We start from the raw sequence: 17,971 nt of genomic DNA on the forward strand, positions 1-17,971 counted from the left end.
CAAAGGAGAACCACATGGGAAACGTAACCGTACGACGGCGTCACTCGGCTCTTGCGGCAGGCCTCGCTACTCTTGCAATGACCTTGAGTCTCGCGGCTCCTGCCCAGGCGCGCACAGTCCAGGACTACGTCGCCTTGGGAGACTCCTACGCCGCCGGAATCGGAGGTGGAGCGTACGTGGTCGAAGATTGCGTCCGCAGTGCGAACGCCTATTCCGAACTCGCGGACGATCTCAAATCCGTTATGGAGGTCACCAACGTGGCGTGCGGCGGAGCTACGACTCAGCAAGTAGTGCAAACCCAGCTCGCCCTGCTCGACAAGAAGACCGATCTTGTCACCATCACGGCTGGCGGCAATAACCTAGGCTTCGGGACTCTCGCTGCTGCTTGCGGCCCCGCCCTGATCGATCCTGCCGCCGGTGCGGCGTGTTTCGGCGCCATCACTGACGCCCAAGCCCAGATTGCCAGCGGAGCTCTGTACCAGGACCTGGTCGAGATGATCGGCGCCGTGCAGGACGCCGCGCCCAAGGCCGAGATTGTGGTGACCGGGTACCCCTACCTGTTCGATCCGGTCCCCTTCGATCCGACCAATCCGACGTCTGTCTTCATCAGTCAAGCCAATCTCCTGGTGTTCGAGCTGAACGCCACCATCAAGGCCGCCGCCCTGGCCACCGGAGCGGAGTACGTCGACGTCACGGACGAGTTTGCGGGCCACGGCATCAACTTGTCATCGAACGACTCCTGGATCAACTTCGACCCAACTGCCTTGGACAGCTTCGAAAATCTCCACCCCAACGCTGAGGGCTACGAGGCGTACTTCGACGCAATCTACAGCGAGGGCTTCTATAACTAGCCCCTCACCCGCGCCGGGCCAGCCGGTATTCGAGCCCGGCGCGGACCATGGGCCATTCGTGTTCGAGGATGGAGAACACCACGGTGTCGCGCAGGATCCCGTCCCGGGTCCTGGAGTGGTTCCGGAGCACGCCGTCCTGCTTGGCACCAAGCCGGGCAATGGCCTCGCGCGACTGGTGATTAAGCCAGTGCGTCCGGAACTCCACGGCCGGGCAGCCAAGCACCTCAAACGCGTGGCGCAGGAGCAGCAGCTTCGAGTCCGGGTTCGTCCCGGTCCCCTGCACGGATGCGGCATTCCAGGTGGAACCAATCTCCACCCGCGGAGTGCCGGCGTCGATATTCATGTACGTGGTCATCCCGATGATCCTGCCCGGGCCGCCGGTGGCCGGATCGATCAGCCGGGTGGTGAAAGGCAGCATGGAGCCTTGCTCCTGCAGCGCGAGCCGCCGTTCGATTTCCGGCGCCATTTCCCCGGGAACGGGCACCGAGGTGTACCAGAGCCGCCACAGCTCACCGTCCCCGGCCGCATCGACCAGGCCGTCGTGATGCTGGGCGGACAGCGGCTCGAGGGTTACAAACCGTCCGGTCAGGGTAAGGGGTTCAAGGAAAGTCACTGCACCATCCTAGGTCCACCCTCCGCAGCCCGTTAGGCTGGGAAACGGACCCGGGACAGCAAACGAGGGAGATGACGTGTCAGGACACAATCCGGACCCGGAAGACGACAAGCTGACCGGCCTGGAGCCGGGAGGCGGAGTACCGCCGGGCGAAACGCCGCCCGGAGAAGCCTCCACCAGCACCACCCAGGGACACGACGAGCACGGCACCAAGAAGAGCACCCAGGTCATCGTCATCGCTGCGATCGCGGTGGTGGTCCTGTTGGCACTGCTCTACTTCGTCGGCTACATCGTGGGCTTTTTCGACTAACCAGCTTTCCTAGCTGGGCCAGTCAAAAAAGCCCTTCCCTGTTTTGCGCCCCAACTCGCCACGGGCCACCTTGTCCTTGAGGATCTGCGGCGGCGCAAAGCGTTCACCCAACGTGGAGTGGAGGTATTCGGCAATGCCCAGCCGGACGTCCAGCCCCACAATGTCTGTTGTTTTCAGCGGCCCCGTGGGGTGCTTGTAGCCGAGGACCATGGCAGCGTCGATGTCCTCGGCGGATGCGACGCCCTCTTCCACCATCCGCATAGCCTCCAAGGCGATCGCCACGCCCAGCCTTGAGGACGCGAACCCGGGTGCGTCATTAACGACGACGGCGGTCTTGCCGAGTGCCTCCACCCACCCTTTCGCGGCGGCAGCGAGTCCGGGAGAGGTCTGCTTGCCGAGCACCACCTCGATGAGTGTTGACGCCGGAACCGGGTTGAAGAAATGCAGGCCCAGGAAGTTTTCGGGGCGCTTCAGTTCACCGGCCAGCCCGTCCACCGACAGCGAGGAGGTGTTGGACGCCAAGTACGAGTCGTTTGCCAGCCGCTCCTCGATGCCCCGGAGCGCCGTCACTTTCAGGTCCCAGTCCTCCGGCACTGCCTCGACCACCAGCTGCCGGTCCTTGAAGGCGTCGTAATCCACGCCCACGGTGAGGCGTGACACCAGTTCGTCCAGGTTGGCGTCAACGGCACCGCGTTCAATGCTCTTCGCCGCGGCGGATTCAACCCGCTCCCGGGCCGCCTCCGCGGATTGCTCGTCGCGTTCGATGACCAGGACGTCGGCCCCCTTGACCAGGAAGGCGTGGGCGATGCCGGCGCCCATGCGGCCGCCGCCCAGGACACCCATCCGCGAAGGCAGGCCGGAAGGAAGGAGGGAGTTGCTCATCAGTTCTTCTTTCCAGTGGTCTTGTCAGTTTTCTTGTCCAGGAACTTCTGCATCCGGTCGAACTTGGCCTCGGACTCAAAGAGGATCCCCTGGGCCAGCTGATCGATCAGGGGGTGGGCCTCGGCCGGGGCGTGGAACACGGACTTGGTGATCCGTACAGCCAGCGGGTCCTGCCGGCCAACCCGGTCTGCCAGGCTGTGCGCTGCGTCCAGGAGGCCGGACGCGTCGTGGATTTCGGTAATGAGGTTGACCGCCAAGGCCTCATCAGCGGCAAGGACCCGCCCGGCAAGGAGGATCTGCTTGGCCACGGGCTCCCCCACCAGTTCCTTGAGCCGCCAGCTCGCACCGGCCGCGGCGAGGATGCCCAGCCCGGTTTCGGGGTTGCCGATCCGGACGTTGGGAGTTCCGATCCGGAAGTCCGCCGCGTACGCCAGTTCCGCGCCGCCACCCAGGCAGTATCCGTCGAGGGCCGCAATAACAGGCATGGGCAGCTTGGCAATCCGGACGAAAATCGTGGAGTTGATCCCCTGCAGGGCATCGTCCCGACGCCGCTCACGCAGCTGGGCGATGTCCGCTCCGGAGGCAAACACACCGTCCACTCCGGCGATGATCAGTACCTTCGGGTTCTGCTCCAGGGCCGTGCAGACCACGTGGAGTTCATCCACCATCTGCTGGTCGATGGCGTTCCGCACCTCGGGGCGGTTGAGGAGCACCACCACACGGTCGGTGCGCTCCTCCACCAACAGCGCATGGAACTTCTCCGCCGCCAGGTCCACAGCCCCCGCCATCAGACCTTCTCCAGCAGCATCGCCGTACCCTGGCCCACACCAATGCACATCGTCGCCAGCCCCATCTTGGCGTCCTCACGCTCCATCCGCCCCAGCAGCGTGATGGCGATCCTGGCCCCGCTGGAACCCAGCGGGTGCCCCAAAGCGATGGCGCCGCCGTCGTTATTCACAATGTCCGGTTCCAGGCCCAGCCGGCGGATGCACGCCAGGGACTGCGTGGCAAAGGCTTCGTTAAGTTCGACGGCGTCAAGGTCACCTGCGCTGAGGCCGCTCCGCTTCAGGATTTTCTGTGTGGCCGGCACGGGACCGATGCCCATGATTTCCGGCTCGCAGCCGGCCGAGGCACCGTCGATGATCCGCGCCCGGGGTGTCAGGCCCAGCCGCTCGATGGCTGCCTCCGAGGCGACAATGATCGCCGAAGCGCCGTCGTTGAGCGACGAGGAGTTGCCGGCCGTGACCACGGTGCCGCCGTGCGTTACCGGCTTCAGCCCGGCAAGGACGTCCAGGGTGGTGCCCTCGCGGGGGCCTTCATCGGTATCCACAACATGCTCGGACTTGCGGGTCTTGACGGTGACGGGGACGATTTCGTCCTTGAAGCGGCCGGCAGCGATGGCGTCCAAAGCGCGCTGGTGGGAGCGGACGGCGAAGGCATCGGCATCCTCGCGGGAAATGTTGTCCACGCGGGCCACTTCCTCGGCGGTTTCCGGCATGGCATAGGTCATTTTGCCGTCGCGGGACAGTTCACCCTTGTGGAACCGGGGATTGGTGAAGCGCCAGCCGATGGACGTATCGAAAATGTGGCCCGGTTTGGCGAAGGCGGCAGTGGGCTTCTCCTGGACCCAGGGTGCGCGGCTCATGGATTCAACACCGCCGGCAATCACGATGTCCGCGGCGCCGGCCTTGATCAAGTGGCTTGCCTGGATGATGGCGCTCAAGCCTGAGGCGCAGAGCCTGTTGACGGTTATGCCTGGGATATGGAGGGGCAGCCCTGCGAGCAGGGTGGCCATCCGCGCCACGTTCCGGTTTTCCTCCCCGGCCCCGTTGGCGTTGCCCAGGATCACTTCGTCGATGCTGTCCGGATCCAGGCCCTCCCGGTTCACCGCTTCCCGGAGCACCAGGGCCGCCAGGTCGTCAGGGCGGATCGACGAGAGCGCGCCGCCGTATTTGCCTACCGGCGTTCGGACCCCACCAACAAGGAAAGCCTGCGGACCTGCGGTTGCAGCCATGGAAACACCCTTCACGCGATAAACGGCATTGTCATCTGCGGCCGGCAGCTCCCCCGCCCCCAACCAGGTAGCAGCAAGTGTCCTTTTGCGGCTCCAAAACAACACTTCGTGCTACCTGGGCGGGCCTCACTGACCGACCGTTCGTTCTGTAAATAGTACACGGGAGCAGTCTGCCATGGATACCAGGGGTTTAGAGGACCATGATGCCCAGATGTGCTGCAAGCAGGGGCGCCAACAGGCCCAGCTGGTATTCATCGATCACCACGCCGGCCAGGCTGCCGAGCCCGCTGATGCTGCGGAATTCGGTGCCGCGGAGGTCGAAGTCCTTGAGTCTTGCCCCGCTGACGTCCAGCGACCCGATGGTGCAGTTCTTCAACGCCACCCTGGTGCCTGCCGCCGAACCGAGGTCAAGTTCGTTGATGATGCAGTCAGTGATCAGGACATCCGTGAGCTTGGCGCCGCGCAGGTTGAGGAAGTCCAGCTTGCCGCCGTCGATCCGCACCGACTGCCAGCCGCTTTCATACAGTTCCCCCGATCCCAGCCGCGGGTTCCGCAGCTCAACGTCCCGCCAAGTGCTCCGGGCAGCCCGGAAGACCGGGGCGTACAACTCGCCCAGGATGCAGTCGCGAAAGGAGGAACCACGCAGCTGGGTGTCATTGAAAGAGACGCCCTGGAACTCACACTCGGCAAAGTCGGAGCCGCCCAGCTCCAGGGCGTCGGCCGCCACACGGCTGTACCGGCCGCCGTCGTGCCTCTCACCGCCCCGGAAAACCGGCGCTTGATCCTCGGCCAGGTCCGCCAGCACAACAGGCGAAAGCCTCGGGGCAGCAACTTTCGGCGCGGCCGTCCTGGAGGCGCCGCTTCGACCAGTTGAGGCCGACACTACGGGAGCGATTCCGCTTTGGCCGCGATCTCCGCGAGGTCCTTGGTGAGGGCCCTGCGGGTGGCAGCCATACCCATCCTGCCGAACAGCAGCATCAGGATTTTGCTGGCCACAGTGGGCTTGATGACCTCGGCGCCGAATGCGAGGGTGAGGTCCGTACCGCCGTCGCGCGGGGACAGGTCGAACCGCGTGGTGTAGTCAGCACCTCCCTGTACGGCCTTGACGGTGGTGCTCCGGTTCGGTTCAGCCCCGGCCACCCACATCTCCACCGTTTCAGCCTTGCCGAACATCTTCCGGGTCTCCTTCCAGCGCGTGCCCTCGTCATAGGGGCCATCGGTGAGGAGCTGGACCGACTCGACTCCGGAAAGGGTGGCGGCCGAGCCGGGGATATCCGTAATAACGGACCAGACTTTTTCCGGTGGCGCCTGGATGTGCTGGGTGAGGCTGGTGCTGTGGTCCATGTTCCGAGCGTAGCCGCGGGCGCCGACAATCAACAGGCGCCCCTTCCGCCGCAGAGATGAGACTTGAAATAGTAAGCAAGCTTCGTGTTAGTGTGAAAATGCACTGTTTGATCAATGGAAACGAAAGGAGGCCACCACCATGGGCCTCGGAGACAAGATCAGTAATGCAGCAGAAGAGCTCGGCGGCAAGGCCAAGGAAGCAACGGGCAACGCCACCCACAATGACCGTTTGAAGGCTGAAGGCCAGACTGACCAGGTCAAGGCTGACGCCAAGAAGGTGGGCGAAAGCGTGAAGGACGAGTTCAAGCGCGAGTAGCCTCTTCCTGCGGCAGCACGGCTTCATCTGGCCGGCTGTAAACAGCGCGAAACGGCGGCGGATCCCAGGGATCTGCCGCCGTTCTGTTTGTCCCCGGATTAATCCCCCTATGAATTAATCCCAGGACCCTCACCATCCGCTGCGGGTGGGGGTATGGCCCTGCCGGGAGTCGTCTGGCATCACCATTTCGGCCCGCAGCCCGAGGAGCCGGATGGGGCGGTCCGGTTCGATTTTCGCCACGAGGTCAAGGGTGCGGGCGACTACTTCCGCACGGTCCGATGTCTCGGGGATCTTCCGGGCGTACGTCTTGGTGATGAACGGGGCGTAACGGACCTTAAGCGTCAGCCCGACCACGGGCCGCCCCTCGGCCGTGACATCCTCCATGACGTGCGAAACCAACTCCCTGACGGCGTCGTTAACCTGCCCGGGGTCGGTCAGGTCGCGCTGGAAGGTGATTTCCCGGCTGTGCCCGCGCGCTACCCAGGGCGTGTCATCGACTGTCCGCGACCCGTCGCCCCGTCCGAGCTGCACATACCAGTGACCCATCTTCGGGCCGAACTCGGGGACCAGGTCATCAGGGTTGGATGCTGCGAGGTGGGCAACCGTCTCGATACCCAGCTTGGCAAGGCGGCGCGAAACCTTCGTTCCCACGCCCCACAGCTCGATGGTCGGCCGGCTCCCCATGACCTCGAGCCAGTTTTCCTCGGTAAGCCGGAAGACTCCGGCGGGTTTGCCGAACGACGTCGCCACCTTGGCCCGGACCAGGGTGTCGCCGATGCCCACACTGCAGTGCAGCCGGGTCGCCTCAAGGACGGCACGCTGCATCTGTTGGGCGTACGCCTTCGGATCGTCCGTCTGCACCCCAACAAACGCTTCATCCCAGCCGAGCACCTGGACAGTGGCGCCGGGTTGTGAACGCAGCACCCCCATGACGTTTTCGGATGCTTCGAGGTAGGCCTCCTGGTCGACGGGCAGGATGACGGCGTCGGGCACTTTCCGTGCGGCGATGCGCAGCGGCATTCCCGAACCCACGCCGTACGCCCTGGCTTCGTAGGACGCGGTCGAGACTACGGCCCTCTCGGTGGGATCGCCGCGGCCGCCAACGATCACCGCCTTGCCCGCGAGCTCGGGCCGGCGGAGCACTTCGACGGCTGCGATGAACTGGTCAAGGTCCACGTGCAGCACCCATGGTTCTCTCACAAGCCCCGGTTCACTCACAAGCCCCAGTTTGCCCCGGCGGCGCGCCCGGCACCACCTTCCCCGCCTCCCGCCGTCGAAATCGCCGGAACGCTGCCTTGACGCTGATCCGTTCCGGCGAACCTGCACTGTTCCAGCGTCCACGGACATTTTCCACATAGCGACGACGGCACCTGGCCTGGGGCGCGACTCACTCCTGAAGCTGGGTCTATGACACAGCCTTCCGCACCTCTGCCACACCTGCCGGCCACGGGAAATCTCTGGCGCACCGACCAGCTCCATGCGAGCGGCCTCAATTCCCGGGCCATCCGCCATCTGGTCAACCGCGGCGGCCTGGTCCGCCTCAGGTACGGCTGCTACATCCGGGCCTCCCTGTGGGAGAAGCAGTCTCCCACAGTCCGCGGCCTGCAACTGATCCATGCCCACGCCCACGGGACGCTGACCACCTCAACGGGAAACTTCGTCTACAGCCACACGTCAGCCGCCCGCCTTCACCGCCTCTTCCTGTGGAATGTGGATGACCTGATCCATATCCTGCTCCGGGTACGGCCGTCCCGCGAGCGGCTGGGGAAGGATGTCCGGGGCCATACCCGGCCCTATACGGATTCGGAAGTGACAATGATCGGAAAACTCAGGGTGACGACCCTTGAACGGACAGTGGTGGACTGCGGGACGATGCTTGAATACCGCCAGGCGCTGATACTCGTGGACCATGCGCTCCGGCTTGGTGCCAGCCTCGATCTTATGAATGCCATGGCCGGCAACCTGTCAGGCCGCGGTGGAATAAGAACCCTTCGCCGCGCACTGGCCAATGCGGATACCCGCGCTGAATCGGCCGGGGAAACGCTGACCCGGGAGCTCCTCGCACGGCTGAAGCTGCCCATGCCCGAAGCACAGGTGGAGGTCCGGAGCCGCCTCGGCTGGCACCGTTTCGACTTCGCGTGGAAGGAGAAGAAAGTGGCTCTTGAATTCGACGGGAGGATCAAATATTTCGACTACGCACCAACCGCTGAAGTCCTGTTCCAGGAGCGGCGCCGGGAGAAAGCACTTACTGAAGACGGGTGGCTCTTCGTCCGCGTCGAGTGGAAGGATCTGTTCCGGGAACACGAGTTCAAGAACCGCATCCTCGCTGCCCTCTCTCACCGTATCGGTGTCGAAATCGCCGGAACCGTGCCGGGACGCTGAAGCGTACCCGCGACCCGGCACCGTTCCGGCGATTCAGGTCATCCGGCACCGTTCCTAAGCCGGGAAACGCCGACGGCGGGACTCCCCTCCCAGGGGGATCCCGCCGTCGTCGCGGTTTCGCCAGGCTCAACCACCGGCCTGCCGCAAGAGGAGCTAGCTGTACAGCTCGCTCTTCGGCTGGTTGTTCTTTACCTTCTGCCAGCCCAGCCACAGGATCAAGGCAAAGAACGGGATGGTGGCCAGGGTCCACAGGCCCAGGTAGAACACCTCGCCGGTCTTGCTGGTCATCGTGTCGAAACCGATGAGCACGGTGATGGCGAGCAGGCCGACCAGGCCGGCCCAGCTGGTCCACGGCGAGCCGGGCATCGGCAGGCTGGAGGTGACGCCCTTGCGGTGGCGCAGTGCGATCTGGCTGGCGAAGATGGAGCCCCAGCAGAAGATCACGCCGATGGAGGCCGAGTTCAGTGCCAGGTCGAACGCGTAGGAGCCGCCCAGCCAGATGTTGAGCAGGATGCCCACCAGGTAGAACACCGCGATGGCAAGGATTGCCGCGTACGGGACGTGGCGCTTGGACATCTTGGTGAGCCACTGCGGGGCGTGCCCGTTGTTGGCCATGGTGCGGAACACCCGGCCGATGGAGTACAGGCCGGAGTTGCAGGAGGACAAGGCGGCGGTGATCACGATCATGTTCATCACGTCACCCACCCAGCCCAGGCCCATCTGGCCGAAGACGGTGACGAACGGTGAGGTCCCGGCCACGTACTGGTCCGAGGGCAGCAGCATGGCGAGCAGGGTCACGGAGCCGACGTAGAAGACCACGATGCGGAGGACGACGGCGCGGACGGCCTTGGGCACTTCGCGTTCCGGGTCCTGCATCTCGCCGGCGGTGATGCCCACCAGTTCGATGCCGTTGTAGGCAAAGATCACGGCATTGAGGACCAGGACCATCACCAGGGCGCCCTTGGGGAACATGCCGCCTTCAGCGGCGAAGAGGTTGGCGACCGACGCGTGGCCGTCGCCCACCTGGGCGTTGGTGACCACCATGAAGCTGCCCACCGCCAGGAAGATCAGGATGGCGCCCACCTTGAGGCAGGAGGCCCAGAATTCGAACTCGCCGAACGCCTTAACGCTCAGCAGGTTAACCGCCACCAACAGCGCCAAAGCGGCGATGGCGGAGGCTTCCACCGGGACGTTGGGGAAGAAGAACTGGAAGTACAGGCCGATGGCGATCAGTTCCGCGATGCCGGTCATGCCCCAGTTGATGAAGTACATCCAGCCGGAGAGGTATGCGCCCTTCTTCCCGAACATCTCGCCGGCGTAGCTGACGAAGGAGCCGGAGGTCTGGCGGTACATGATGAGTTCGCCCAGCGCCCGCATGAGCAGGTAGGCAATGACGCCGGCGATGGCGTAGGAGAAAATCAGGGCCGGGCCGGTGGAGGCCAGGCGCCCGCCGGCACCCATGAACAGGCCGACGCCGATGGCGCCGCCCATAGCGATCATGGTGACGTGGCGCCTGCCCAGCGTCTTGCTGTAACCCTCGGCGCTGAGGGTGGGGTCGATGGCGGTGGATGGTGCCGTGGGGTTCTGGAGATCTGTGGGGGTACTTTGAGGCACAACGGTTCCTTGTGGGTTGGGGGTTGGCCGCATCCGGATCACGGATGATTCCAGTCACATAATTCGGGGAAATGCCTGTTAGGCGGCCGAATGTGACCGGAATCTCTCGTGGCGCCGAAGCTTCGCGCGGCTCGTCTATCTTACAAGACGCGAAGGGGTGCCACGTGACGGGCGCTACACCGGCAGCTGCAGGACCAGATTTTGCTGCCGGTCCATTGATACGGCGTAAGGGCGGAGATTGTCCGCGCCGGTGGTGGAACAGCCCGTAGCCAGGTCAAACGCGTGCTGGTGCAACGGACACACCACCACGGCGAGGTCAATGGTGCCGTCGGCCAGCGGGCCTCCCCTGTGCGGGCAGACGGCCGGAAGCGCCCGGAGCGAGCCGTCCCGAAGCCGGAAGACGGCCACCTGCCCGCCGTCCACCGCAAACGCCCTGCCCTCCCCCAGCGGGATCTGCTCCACGGGACCCAGCACGAACGTCTTTCCGCCTGCCGGAATGTGGTTGGCACTCATCGGACGGGCACCTGAGGGAGCACCGTCAGCGGCAGGGAGGTCCTGAACTGGCCGGGCGTCTGCGGATCGTCGCGGTCCAGCCACGGGTCCACGTAGCTGTCCACGGACGCCTGCATGGCTGCATCAAGCTGCGCCGCGATCCCCTGGGCGTCGTCAACGATCACCCCGCGTAGGTGCTCAATGCCCACCCGGGGCACGAAGGCGTAGGTCCGTTCCAGCCAGTTGGCCTGTTCGCGGTAGTACTGCATGAACCGTCCGGCGAGGACCTTCACCTGCTCCGGATCGTCCACGGTGGCCAGCAGGTCTCCCTTGCGGATATGGGCCCCGGCAGCACCGCCCACATAAATCTCCCACCGGCCGCCCTCCACAGCCACCACGCCCACGTCCTTCACCAGGGACTCCGCGCAGTTGCGGGGGCAGCCGGAGACGGCGAGTTTCAGCTTCCCCGGCGCTTCGATGCCCTGGAACCGGGATTCGATCTCGATGCCCAGTTTGGTGGAGTCCCCCGTTCCGTAGCGGCAGAAGTCCTTGCCCACGCAGGTCTTCACAGTGCGGAAGCTCTTCCCGTACGCATAGCCCGAGGGCATGTCCAGGTCCGCCCAGACCTGGGGCAGGTCCTCCTTGCGGATCCCCAGCAGGTCGATCCGCTGCCCGCCGGTCAGCTTGATCAGCGGGACGTTGTGCTTTTCGGCAACATCGGCGATGCGCCGCAGCTGCTGGACGCTCGTCACGCCGCCCTTCATCTGGGGCACGACGGAGAAGGTGCCGTCGCGCTGGATGTTCCCGTGTACGCGGTCGTTGATGAACCGGGCGTCGCGTTCGTCCATGTACCGCTCGGCCAGCATCGTCTTCAGCAGCGAGGCAAGCCCCATCTTGGACCTGGCGTCTTCGCCGCCGGGGGCCAGCGCCTGGAACACGGCCGAGACCGAGCGCAGCCCGCGCTTCCGGATTTCCGCCATCAGCGCCTGCTTGTCCAGCGGGATGGCGGGGACGTAGTAGTTCGCCACCGGGTCCTCTTCCACCGCTCCGTCTGCGGCCCATTCCACCACCTGCCGCACCAGAAGCTTGCACGAACCGCAGCCCTTTCCGGCTCGGGTGGCCTCCATGGCGCCGGCAACAGTGGCGCAGCCGCCCTGCACCGCATCCACCAGGGTCTTTTTGCTCACGCCGTTGCAGTTGCACACCTGCGCGTCGTCGCTGAGCTCGCCGACTCCAGCGTCCCCGTCGGGTGTCCCAAAATCGAACATCAACCCGATCCGTTCCTCGGGCAGGGGCAGTCCACGGTCGTACGCCTCGGTCAGATAGGCCACCTTGCGGCTGTCGCCAAGCAGCGTGGCGCCCACCATCTTGTTGTCCCGCACCACAATGGATTTGAAGACACCGCGGCTGGGTTCGGAGAAGACGATGTGCTCATCTGTGTCGAGTTCGGGCCCGTGCAATCCCATGGAGGCTACTTCGACGCCGGCCACCTTCAGTTTGGTGGCGGTGCGGGAACCCAGGTACATGGCGGAGGTGTCCGTCCCTGTCACATGGTTGGCCAGCACCACAGCCTGCTCCCAGAGCGGTGCCACGAGGCCGTACACCTCGCCGCGGTGCTGGACACACTCCCCCACGGCGTAGATGTCATCCTCGTCCTGGACCCGGAGCCTGTCATCCACCACGATGGCCCGCTCCACCGGAAGGCCGCTGAGGACGGCGAGGTCCACATTGGGGCGGATTCCTGCCGCCACCACCACCATGTCGCACGGGATATCGGTGCCCCCGCGGAGGCTGATCCCGGTGACCCTGTCGCTTCCCAGCACGGCTGTGGTGCGGCTGCCGGTGAGCACCCCGATGCCAAGGGCCTCCACGCTGCGGCGGAGCACCGCACCGCCGTCGGGACCCATCTGCGCGCTCATCAGGTGGCCCGCGGAATGGACCACGTCCACGTTAATCCCATGGCTGCGCAGGCCGTAGGCTGCCTCAAGCCCCAGCAGTCCCCCGCCGATCACCACGGCACGGCGGTGGTGCTCATGCTGGGCATAGGCCACCATTTTGCGGGTGTCATCGATGGTACGAAACGCGAAAACGCCGGGCTTCACGGACCCCGCGGGGGTGTAAAGGCCGTCCATAGGCGGCATGTGGGAGCGGCTGCCGGTGGCGATGATCAGGATGTCGTAGGGCGTCACCCTGCCGTCGTTGGAGAAGACGTGCTTTGTGAACCGGTCGATCCTGTCCACCCTGACGCCGGCGTGCAGCGTGATGCCCTTGTCCTGGTACCAGGACAGGGAGTTGAGGAAAATATCGGCGTCGCTTTCCTCGCCGGAGAGGACGTGGCTGAGCATGATCCGGTTGTAGTTTCCATAGGGTTCGTCGCCAAACATGGTGATGGTGAACTGTCCGGCACCGCCCCGGGCGAGGATTTCCTCCACCGCCCGGGCTCCGGCCATCCCGTTGCCGATCACCACCAGCCGGCGGCGCGGGCCCTGCCCGGATGGTTCCGGCCCGGAGAGCCTGGTCCGTGGAGTGTCCAGGACGCTGGTCATCAGTGTTCCACCATGCCCAGGTCGATCACTACGGACCCGCTGACGCCCTCCGGAGCGGCCAGGTACAGCTCGATGGCCGACCCGCCCTCAATGTCCTCCACCACGCGCAGCGGAACATGGACGTCACTCTTGGCGCCGATGGGGAAATACCGCATTGGCACACCGTTGCGCAGCAGGACAACGGTGACCAGTTCGGGGCTCGAATTCCCTCCGCGGAAGTAGAGCGTCTGGTTGATGACCCCGTCCGCCACGTAGTGGGCGAGCTCGCTGTGGATCGGCACGGGCCTGTCCATGCCCGCGCCTTGGAACGGGAAGATGCCTTGCAGGAAAAGGTTTTTGGTCAGCACGGGCGTTACCTTTCGGCCGGCAGCAACTGTTACAGCCCATCCTGCGACGCCGATGTTTCGTCCTGCCGGTTCCCCGGTAACGATCCCTTAACGCAAAACTCACTGCTTTCGGCCTCAGCCTGGACAATACAGCTAGGCGGCGACCGCTGCTGCTTTCCTGCGCCGTGCCTTTGCCAGCCGCGTACCGATCAGGCCCTGCCGGGGGCTGAACAGGTAGACGACGGCGAACACCACTCCCTGCGTGAGCACCACCATGGCCCCGGAAGCGGTGTCCAGGTAGTAGCTGATGTAGATGCCGGCCAGCGAGCACACGGCCGAGACCACGGGGGCGATGACCAGCATCCGGGCGAAGCGGTCGGTCAGCAGGTACGCGGTGGCTCCCGGGATGATGAGCATGGCCACCACCAGCACCACCCCCACAGTCTGCAGTGCCACCACCGAGGTCAAGGCGAGCAGGCCCAGCAGCAGCGCGCCCAGGCGCTTGGGTGAGAGCCCGATGGCGTGCGCGTGGGTGGGGTCGAAGGCGTAGAGGGTGAGGTCGCGGCGTTTGAGGATCAGGATGGCGAAGGCCAGCACGCCCAGCACGAGGACCTGGATCAGGTCCGGAACGCTGACGCCGAGGAGGTTGCCGAAGATGATGTGGTTGAGGTCGGTCTGGCTGGGCGTGACCGAAATCAGTACCAAGCCCAGGGCGAACAGGGAGGAGAACACGATGCCGATCGCGGCGTCCTCCTTAACCCGGCTGGTATTGCGGACCACCCCGATCAGGGTGACGGCAACGAGAGCGAAGACCAGTGCTCCCAGCGCAAACGGGGCACCGACGATGTATGCGAGCACAACACCCGGGAGCACGGCGTGGGAGACTGCATCGCCCATCAGGGACCAGCCGATCAGCACCAGCCAGCAGCTGAGCACTGCGCAGACCACGGCGGCCAGGGCGGTAGTGATCAAGGCGCGGACCATAAAGTCGTAGCCCAGTGGTTCGAGGAGCAGTTCCATCAGTGGTTCCCCCTCTTGCCGGCCGGCAGATCCCGGTCCAGCACATCCAGGCCAAAGGCCATCGCCAGGTTCTCCGGCTGCAGCACCACTTCAGGCGGTCCATGCATCAGGACTTTGTGCATCAGGAGAATGGCCTCGTCGCACAATTGGGGCAGCGCATGCAGATCGTGGGTGGAGACCAGGATGGTGCAGCCGTCGGAAGCGAGTTCGCGCAGCAGCCGGGTGATAGTGGCCTCGGAGCGCTTATCCACACCGGCGAAGGGTTCGTCCAGGAGCATGATGGTGGCACCCTGGGCGATCCCGCGGGCCACAAAGGCGCGCTTCTTCTGGCCTCCCGAGAGCTGGCCGATCTGGCGCCCGGCGAAAGGGCCCAACTCCACCCGGTCCAGTGCCTCGTCCACGGCCACGCGGTCCGCTTTGGAAGCACGGCGGGTGAAGCCCTGGTGGCCGTAGCGGCCCATCATCACCACGTCCCGCACGGACAACGGAAACTGCCAGTCAACGTCCTCGCTCTGCGGCACATAGCCGATGCCGCCCTGCTTGCGCGCCTTGGAAGGTGACTTTCCGTTGATCCGGACCGTGCCGGCGTCGGGTTTGATCATTCCCATGATCACTTTGAACAAAGTGGACTTGCCTGAGCCGTTCATCCCCACCAGGCCGCAGATCCGGGCGGGCTCGAGGGCCACGGACGCCGAGTCCAGCGCCATGACCTCGCCGTAATGGACGGTGACGTTCTCAACAAGGATCGCCTGTGGAGTCATGATGCCGCTCCTGCCGTGGCTCCGGCCAGTGCCTTGGTGATGAGGCCGGCGTCGTGCCGGATGAGGTCCAGATAGGTGGGCACCGGACCGTCCGCTTCCGAGAGGGAGTCCACGTAGAGGGTGCCGCCGAACTTCGCCCCGGTGGCCCCCACCACCTGCTGCATTGGCGCATCCGAGACGGTGGATTCACAGAAGACTGCGGGGACTTTGTTGGCCCTGACGTATTCGATGGCGCGGGTGATCTGCTGCGGCGTTGCCTGCTGTTCGGCGTTAACCGCCCAGATGTACACCTCTTTGAGCCCGGCGTCGCGGGCCAGGTAGGAGAACGCTCCTTCGCAGGTGACCAGCGCGCGCTGGTTCTCCGGGAGGCCGGCCAGGCTGGAGACCATCTGGTCCTGCACAGCCTGCAGTTCGGCCTTGTACGCGTCCCCGTTGGCCTTGAAAGCCTCGGCGTTGTCCGGGTCCAGGTCGCTGAAGGCCTTCACCATGTTGTCCACGTAGATCTGGACATTCACCGGGGACATCCAGGCGTGCGGGTTCGGCTTTCCCCGGTAGGAGTCCTCGCTGATGGATACCACCTGCACACCGTCACTCACCACGGCGTGCGGCACGTCCAGGCCTTCCACGAACTGGGCGAACCAGGCCTCAAGGTTCAGTCCGTTGTCCAGGATGAGGTCCGCTTTGGAGGCCTTCCGGATGTCGCCGGGGGTGGGTTCGTAACCGTGGATTTCGGCGCCCGCCTTGGTGATGGATTCAACCGTGAGCTTGTCCCCGGCGACGTTCTTCGCGACGTCGGCCAATACCGTGAAGGTGGTCAGGACCACCTTTTTGTCCCCGCCGTTGCCGGAAGCACCTCCTGCGCAGGCTGTCAGGAAGAGGGAAAGCACGACGGCGGCTGCCGCGGCCACGAGGAAGCGCACCTCGAGGAGAGAGCGGGTCCGGGCGACTGCTTTGGCGCACCGAAACGAAAGTTTAGGCATACCGAATATTCTAGGCGACGCCCGATTCCACGGGCAACGTTGTTACGTCCGCCCAGCCCTCCCGCCCTACCCACATGACTCGCATTTAACGTCCCGATTCGCGGTTTTGGGTGCCTTACCTGCCAGTTGGTGGGTGGGGATAGGCTGACAACATGGCCACCGCACACCGCCGACCACCCGCACCGCAGCCACAGCTCTACCGGTTTTCACCCCTCGACTTCACCACCGTGGGCCTGTACGTGGCTATTGCCGGATTTTTCGCGGTGGCCGGGGAGCTGGTGGAGCCCTTCCTCCGGCAGCTCGCCCCCACTCCGGCCGCGGCCTCCTACGCCATGAACCTGCTCTTTTATGCCTCGGTGGGAATCCTGGCGCTCCTGGCCGCCCGCCGGGTGGTAGGCCGTGACCTGCGGGTGCTCGCAACCCGCCCGTGGTTCACCCTGATGATGGTTCCGGCCGCCGTCATTGTGATGATGATCCTTACGGCCGTTGTGGTGGCGGCCAGCGGCAATGTGGCGACGTCCGAGAACCAGGCCGGACTCCAGGCACTGATGCAGCAGGTCCCGGCGTGGCTGATGGTCCCGCTGCTGGTGGTGGTGGGCCCGTTCGTGGAGGAATACGTCTTCCGCCACCTGCTGATCGGGAAGCTGAGCCGGCGGATCAACATCTGGGTGTGCTGCGGGTTGTCAGTCCTCCTGTTCGCCGCCCTGCACGTCGTGGGCCAGGAGGCGCTGACGCTCACCGTCCTGCTGCCGTACCTGGCCATGGGGGCAACGCTTGTGTTCGTGTACGTCTGGACCGGCAGGAACCTGATGTTCTCCTACTTTGTCCACGCAGCCAAGAACCTCCTGGCGGTGGTGTTCATCTACGCCATACCGCCCGAAGTCTACGAACAGCTCCAACAGGTCCCTGCCTAGGGCCATCCGGGGCCGCTGACGAGCAGGGCGGCTACTTTCCAGCGATATACAACCCAACCCGGGGTCACTTCCGGCCCGATGAGGGCCCTTCACAGGGCCGGATCTGACCTCGCGTTGCTGTCCGTTCCCTATCGCCAGCGCACCTGCCACCGTACCGTGGTGGGATGGGACTGAACATCCAAATTGTCATCGACTCCCGCAATCCGCACCACCTGGCCGAGTGGTGGGCGGAGTCCCTGCAGTGGGCCGTGGAACCCCAGGATGAGGGTTTCATCCGGTCCATGATCGAGCAGGGGTACGCCCGCGAGGACCAGACGACAATCCACAACGGAGTGCTCGTGTGGCGCGATGCGTGCGCAATCCGGCCGCCCGAGGAGCTCGACGTGAAGGCACCCACGCGGCGCCTCCTGTTCCAGACGGCGCCGGAGGACAAAACAGTCAAGAACCGCGTGCACTGGGACTTGAACCTGGCAGGCCGGGACAAGGACGAGGCGCGCCGGGAACTCGAGGCCAGGGGCGCAACGTTCCTCTGGACAGCCAATGAAGGACCGCATTCCTGGCACACCATGGCGGACCCTGAGGGCAACGAGTTCTGCATCAGCTGAC

Annotated in this window: 20 protein-coding genes; 6 read left to right on the top strand and 14 right to left on the bottom strand. The window is 64.8% G+C overall.

The features are described from left to right. The first annotated feature begins 14 nt into the window (after positions 1-14). Positions 15-851 carry an SGNH/GDSL hydrolase family protein gene (locus FBY31_RS09475; RefSeq protein ID WP_142039779.1) on the top strand — a complete coding sequence of 279 codons (837 nt, stop codon included), beginning with the start codon at positions 15-17 and terminating at the stop codon, positions 849-851. 4 nt (positions 852-855) lie between these two features. On the opposite strand, the gene FBY31_RS09480 is transcribed toward FBY31_RS09475, so the two are convergent. After that, the gene (locus FBY31_RS09480; RefSeq protein ID WP_142039782.1) at positions 856-1,464 is read right to left on the bottom strand and encodes a GNAT family N-acetyltransferase; all 609 of its coding nucleotides are present in this window, start codon (positions 1,462-1,464) and stop codon (positions 856-858) included. Positions 1,465-1,540: 76 nt separating this feature from the next. Between FBY31_RS09480 and FBY31_RS09485 the strand changes: the two genes are divergently transcribed. Then, on the top strand, positions 1,541-1,774 hold the full coding sequence (locus FBY31_RS09485; RefSeq protein ID WP_142039785.1) for a DUF6480 family protein: 234 nt from the start codon (positions 1,541-1,543) through the stop codon (positions 1,772-1,774). A gap of 9 nt (positions 1,775-1,783) precedes the next feature. Here the strand turns inward: FBY31_RS09485 and FBY31_RS09490 are convergent, their stop codons facing one another. The 5 genes from FBY31_RS09490 to FBY31_RS09510 all read right to left on the bottom strand — a co-directional run bounded on the left by FBY31_RS09490 (position 1,784) and on the right by FBY31_RS09510 (position 6,014). Then, positions 1,784-2,656 (bottom strand): 3-hydroxyacyl-CoA dehydrogenase family protein, encoded by an 873-nt coding sequence (locus FBY31_RS09490; protein WP_142039788.1) that lies wholly within the window; start codon positions 2,654-2,656, stop codon positions 1,784-1,786. Then, positions 2,656-3,444, bottom strand: a complete 789-nt coding sequence (locus tag FBY31_RS09495) for an enoyl-CoA hydratase/isomerase family protein (protein ID WP_142039790.1) — start codon at positions 3,442-3,444, stop codon at positions 2,656-2,658. Before FBY31_RS09495 ends, FBY31_RS09490 begins: the two co-directional genes overlap by 1 nt. Beyond that, positions 3,444-4,670, bottom strand: a complete 1,227-nt coding sequence (locus FBY31_RS09500) for a thiolase family protein (protein ID WP_142039793.1) — start codon at positions 4,668-4,670, stop codon at positions 3,444-3,446. Before FBY31_RS09500 ends, FBY31_RS09495 begins: the two co-directional genes overlap by 1 nt. A 190-nt stretch (positions 4,671-4,860) precedes the next feature. Continuing rightward, positions 4,861-5,475, bottom strand: coding sequence for a pentapeptide repeat-containing protein (locus tag FBY31_RS09505; RefSeq protein ID WP_235012997.1), 615 nt, complete (start codon positions 5,473-5,475; stop codon positions 4,861-4,863). A gap of 77 nt (positions 5,476-5,552) precedes the next feature. Next, a complete protein-coding gene (locus FBY31_RS09510) occupies positions 5,553-6,014 on the bottom strand; it encodes an SRPBCC family protein (protein ID WP_142039799.1) in 462 nt (153 codons plus the stop codon). A 139-nt stretch (positions 6,015-6,153) separates the two neighbouring features. On the opposite strand from FBY31_RS09510, the gene FBY31_RS09515 reads away from it, so the two are divergent. Then, complete coding sequence (locus FBY31_RS09515; protein ID WP_142039802.1) at positions 6,154-6,330, top strand: CsbD family protein; 177 nt, start codon at positions 6,154-6,156, stop codon at positions 6,328-6,330. A 129-nt stretch (positions 6,331-6,459) separates the two neighbouring features. On the opposite strand, the gene FBY31_RS09520 is transcribed toward FBY31_RS09515, so the two are convergent. Further along, positions 6,460-7,530, bottom strand: coding sequence for a DNA polymerase IV (locus FBY31_RS09520; protein ID WP_442858212.1), 1,071 nt, complete (start codon positions 7,528-7,530; stop codon positions 6,460-6,462). Between the two features lie 207 nt (positions 7,531-7,737). Between FBY31_RS09520 and FBY31_RS09525 the strand changes: the two genes are divergently transcribed. Continuing rightward, positions 7,738-8,712: a type IV toxin-antitoxin system AbiEi family antitoxin domain-containing protein gene (locus FBY31_RS09525; RefSeq protein ID WP_142039805.1), complete on the top strand. Its 975-nt coding sequence runs from the start codon at positions 7,738-7,740 to the stop codon at positions 8,710-8,712. A gap of 153 nt (positions 8,713-8,865) precedes the next feature. Here the strand turns inward: FBY31_RS09525 and FBY31_RS09530 are convergent, their stop codons facing one another. From FBY31_RS09530 to FBY31_RS09560, 7 genes are all read right to left on the bottom strand, one after another. Then, positions 8,866-10,326, bottom strand: a complete 1,461-nt coding sequence (locus FBY31_RS09530) for an amino acid permease (protein WP_142039807.1) — start codon at positions 10,324-10,326, stop codon at positions 8,866-8,868. A gap of 174 nt (positions 10,327-10,500) precedes the next feature. Then, complete coding sequence (locus FBY31_RS09535) at positions 10,501-10,839, bottom strand: Rieske (2Fe-2S) protein (protein WP_142039810.1); 339 nt, start codon at positions 10,837-10,839, stop codon at positions 10,501-10,503. Then, on the bottom strand, positions 10,836-13,364 hold the full coding sequence (gene nirB / locus FBY31_RS09540; RefSeq protein WP_268815635.1) for a nitrite reductase large subunit NirB: 2,529 nt from the start codon (positions 13,362-13,364) through the stop codon (positions 10,836-10,838). The genes FBY31_RS09535 and nirB overlap by 4 nt, the downstream gene beginning before the upstream one ends. Continuing rightward, positions 13,364-13,711, bottom strand: coding sequence for a molybdopterin oxidoreductase (locus tag FBY31_RS09545; RefSeq protein ID WP_142039813.1), 348 nt, complete (start codon positions 13,709-13,711; stop codon positions 13,364-13,366). The genes nirB and FBY31_RS09545 overlap by 1 nt, the downstream gene beginning before the upstream one ends. Positions 13,712-13,843: 132 nt before the next feature. Beyond that, on the bottom strand, positions 13,844-14,710 hold the full coding sequence (locus FBY31_RS09550; RefSeq protein ID WP_142039816.1) for a metal ABC transporter permease: 867 nt from the start codon (positions 14,708-14,710) through the stop codon (positions 13,844-13,846). Then, positions 14,710-15,471 carry a metal ABC transporter ATP-binding protein gene (locus FBY31_RS09555; RefSeq protein ID WP_142039818.1) on the bottom strand — a complete coding sequence of 254 codons (762 nt, stop codon included), beginning with the start codon at positions 15,469-15,471 and terminating at the stop codon, positions 14,710-14,712. Before FBY31_RS09555 ends, FBY31_RS09550 begins: the two co-directional genes overlap by 1 nt. After that, positions 15,468-16,451, bottom strand: a complete 984-nt coding sequence (locus tag FBY31_RS09560) for a metal ABC transporter substrate-binding protein (protein WP_142039821.1) — start codon at positions 16,449-16,451, stop codon at positions 15,468-15,470. The genes FBY31_RS09555 and FBY31_RS09560 overlap by 4 nt, the downstream gene beginning before the upstream one ends. A gap of 152 nt (positions 16,452-16,603) precedes the next feature. Here FBY31_RS09560 and FBY31_RS09565 point away from each other — a divergent pair, with 152 nt between their 5' ends. Both FBY31_RS09565 and FBY31_RS09570 read left to right on the top strand, forming a co-directional pair. Continuing rightward, positions 16,604-17,365 carry a CPBP family intramembrane glutamic endopeptidase gene (locus FBY31_RS09565; protein WP_142039824.1) on the top strand — a complete coding sequence of 254 codons (762 nt, stop codon included), beginning with the start codon at positions 16,604-16,606 and terminating at the stop codon, positions 17,363-17,365. 164 nt (positions 17,366-17,529) lie between these two features. Beyond that, the gene (locus tag FBY31_RS09570; RefSeq protein WP_142039826.1) at positions 17,530-17,970 is read left to right on the top strand and encodes a VOC family protein; all 441 of its coding nucleotides are present in this window, start codon (positions 17,530-17,532) and stop codon (positions 17,968-17,970) included. The last annotated feature ends 1 nt before the right edge of the window (position 17,971 follow it).

The sequence above is a fragment of the Arthrobacter sp. SLBN-100 genome, assembly GCF_006715305.1.
In the GTDB taxonomy this organism is placed as follows: Bacteria; Actinomycetota; Actinomycetes; order Actinomycetales; family Micrococcaceae; genus Arthrobacter.

Excerpts from the sequence above, each read along its gene's own strand:
- FBY31_RS09475 (WP_142039779.1), top strand. The coding sequence starts at position 15 with ATGGGAAACGTAACCGTACGACGGCGTCACTCGGCTCTTGCGGCAGGC.
- FBY31_RS09490 (WP_142039788.1), bottom strand. The coding sequence starts at position 2,656 with ATGAGCAACTCCCTCCTTCCTTCCGGCCTGCCTTCGCGGATGGGTGTC.
- FBY31_RS09495 (WP_142039790.1), bottom strand. The coding sequence starts at position 3,444 with ATGGCGGGGGCTGTGGACCTGGCGGCGGAGAAGTTCCATGCGCTGTTG.
- FBY31_RS09500 (WP_142039793.1), bottom strand. The coding sequence starts at position 4,670 with ATGGCTGCAACCGCAGGTCCGCAGGCTTTCCTTGTTGGTGGGGTCCGA.
- FBY31_RS09510 (WP_142039799.1), bottom strand. The coding sequence starts at position 6,014 with ATGGACCACAGCACCAGCCTCACCCAGCACATCCAGGCGCCACCGGAA.
- FBY31_RS09515 (WP_142039802.1), top strand. The coding sequence starts at position 6,154 with ATGGGCCTCGGAGACAAGATCAGTAATGCAGCAGAAGAGCTCGGCGGC.
- FBY31_RS09525 (WP_142039805.1), top strand. The coding sequence starts at position 7,738 with ATGACACAGCCTTCCGCACCTCTGCCACACCTGCCGGCCACGGGAAAT.
- FBY31_RS09535 (WP_142039810.1), bottom strand. The coding sequence starts at position 10,839 with ATGAGTGCCAACCACATTCCGGCAGGCGGAAAGACGTTCGTGCTGGGT.
- nirB (WP_268815635.1), bottom strand. The coding sequence starts at position 13,364 with ATGACCAGCGTCCTGGACACTCCACGGACCAGGCTCTCCGGGCCGGAA.
- FBY31_RS09550 (WP_142039816.1), bottom strand. The coding sequence starts at position 14,710 with ATGGAACTGCTCCTCGAACCACTGGGCTACGACTTTATGGTCCGCGCC.
- FBY31_RS09555 (WP_142039818.1), bottom strand. The coding sequence starts at position 15,471 with ATGACTCCACAGGCGATCCTTGTTGAGAACGTCACCGTCCATTACGGC.
- FBY31_RS09560 (WP_142039821.1), bottom strand. The coding sequence starts at position 16,451 with ATGCCTAAACTTTCGTTTCGGTGCGCCAAAGCAGTCGCCCGGACCCGC.
- FBY31_RS09565 (WP_142039824.1), top strand. The coding sequence starts at position 16,604 with ATGGCCACCGCACACCGCCGACCACCCGCACCGCAGCCACAGCTCTAC.
- FBY31_RS09570 (WP_142039826.1), top strand. The coding sequence starts at position 17,530 with ATGGGACTGAACATCCAAATTGTCATCGACTCCCGCAATCCGCACCAC.